At 62.5% G+C, this 2,272-nt stretch carries 1 protein-coding gene and 1 pseudogene; both read right to left on the bottom strand.

Features of this window, described 5'->3' with window-relative positions; genetic code table 11:
* On the bottom strand, positions 1 to 1,554 hold a 1,554-nt coding region (locus tag AHiyo1_RS06215), incomplete at its 3' end, for an MDR family MFS transporter (RefSeq protein WP_059387957.1).
* Positions 1,555 to 2,083: 529 nt separating this feature from the next.
* Positions 2,084 to 2,218: pseudogene (locus AHiyo1_RS26285) on the bottom strand (TetR family transcriptional regulator); the annotation flags it as partial.
* Positions 2,219 to 2,272: the final 54 nt, after the last annotated feature.

The raw sequence follows: 2,272 nt of genomic DNA, 5'->3' as shown, positions 1-2,272 counted from the left end.
CTCGCCCCTGGCCACCATTCCGGCGGTGTCGGAGAGCGGGATCTGCTTGAGCGTGATCGCGAGGAGGAGGGCGATGGCGATGAACGGGATGAGGTACCAAAACACGGGTGCCAGTGAATCGGCGTAGGCGTTGACGATGGCGACCTTGACCTGGACCGGCAGTTGGGCCAGCGTCTGAGGGTCAAGCTTGCTGGTGGACTGTGCGGCCTGTGAGGCTGAAGCACCCGCGCCTGTGAATGCCCTGGTGAGGGACTCAGCGAGCCGCGTGGTGAAGATCGAGCCGAAGACGGCGACGCCCAAGGAAGCCCCGACCTCGCGGAAGTAGTTGTTGGTGCTCGTTGCCGTGCCGATTTGCTCGGCTGGAACGGCGTTCTGCACCACGAGGACGATGACCTGCATGATCAAGCCCAGGCCCGCGCCGAAGATGAACAGCTGGATGCAGATGACCCAGATCGGAGTTGCCGCCGTGAGGGTCGTGAGCCACAACATGGCAACGATCGTGAGGCTCGCTCCGAGGATCGGGAACATCTTGTACTTGCCGGTCTTGGAGATGCGGATACCGGAGTAGATCGACGTACCCATGAGTCCCACCATCATCGGCAGCATGAGCAGGCCGGAGACGGCGGCCGAGGTGCCGGAGGACATCTGCAGGAACGTCGGCACGAAGGCGATAGCGGCGAACATGCCCAAGCCCAGGGTGAAGCCGATGGCCGTGGCGTTGATGAAGATCCGGTTCTTGAACAGGCTCAACGGAATGATGGGATCTTCGGCTTTACGCTCCACAAGGACGAAGAGGAAGGCAGCAAGCACCATGCCGGCGCCGAAGGCCCAGGTGAGCGGGGAGTCCCAGCCTTGGTCCTTCTTGCCGCCGAAGTCGGTGAAAAAGATCAGGCAGGCCGTGGCAGCGGACAGCAGCAGCACGCCCAGGATGTCGATGCGCTTTTCGGCCTTCTTGTTCGGCAGCGTGAGCGTGAACCAGGCGATCGTGAACGCCGCAATGCCGACGGGGATGTTGATGTAGAAAGCCCATTCCCACGTCAGGTGATCGACGAAGAAGCCGCCCAGGAGCGGGCCGGCCACGGCGGAGAGGCCGAAGATGGCGCCGAGGGGGCCCATGTACTTGCCGCGTTCCTTGGCTGGAACGATGTCCGCGATAATGGCTTGCGACAGGATCATCAGTCCGCCGCCGCCCAGGCCCTGGATGGCGCGGAAGATCACGAAGCCCCAGAAGTCGGTGGCGAAGGCGCAACCGATGGAAGCTGCGGTGAACAAGCCGATGGCAATGAGGAAGAGGTTCCGCCGGCCCAGGATGTCACCGAATTTGCCGTAGATCGGCATGACGATGGTGGTGGCCAGCAAGTAGGCCGTGGTGATCCAGGCCTGGTTCTCCACGCCGCCGAGCTTGCCGACGATCGTGGGCATGGCCGTGGACACGATGGTCTGGTCCAGGCTCGAGAGCAGCATTCCGGCGATGAGCGCCGAGAAAATGATCCAGATCCTTCTCTGGGTCAAGAGCAGCGGTGCGGCCGCTTTGGTCTTGAGGGTGGTACTCACGGTTGGTCCTTCTGGGGTTCGACGGGGTGGGTGTCCAGCGCTTGGGCGAAGAGAGTACGGGCTGCGTGGAGGTTCCGGTCCAGCAGTTCGCGGTAGGGCTCGGTGTTCTCTTCGGAAAAGAACTGTTGCTTGTCTTCTTGGTGACGGCGCCGAAGACCGCCGCGGCCATGACGATCTCGGCATGGTCCGCGGCGAGGCCTTCACGGGATGCGATGAGCTCTGCGAATTGGCGCTCGCGGACTTCGCCTTCACGGGTCAACCGGCCAAGGAGCTGGGGCTCGGCCTTGACTGCGGCGATGAGCTGGCGGATCTCCGAAGGGCTGACGGTGGACCGCTCGAGGACCGCCAGGGTGAAGTGCCGCAGGGCGGACAGCAGCGAGCCGGAGATCGTGCCGGCTGCACGATCGGGATTGCGGTTAAAGGCTTCCAGCGCGTCCTCGGGAAGCTCGTCGGAGAACGAGCCGATCACTGCGTCTTCCTTGGTGTGGAAATAGTTGAAGAAGGTCCGCCGCGATATGCCGGCCTGCTCGCAGGCTTCCTCGACAGTGAAGCCGTTGAGTCCGTGCTGGGCCGTCAAGGACCGCGCGACGGCGGAGATCGCTGCGCGGGTCTGAGCGCGCTTGCGCTCCCGGAGTCCGCCGTCGTTAATTGCACTATTTTCCACAAAGTAAAGTTTTGCACTTTTAATTGGAAAGTGCAAGAAATCTTATGCGGGCAG

Source organism: Arthrobacter sp. Hiyo1 (assembly GCF_001263615.2).
Classification (GTDB): Bacteria; Actinomycetota; Actinomycetes; order Actinomycetales; family Micrococcaceae; genus Arthrobacter.
This window is presented reverse-complemented; position numbering and strand designations above follow the sequence as displayed.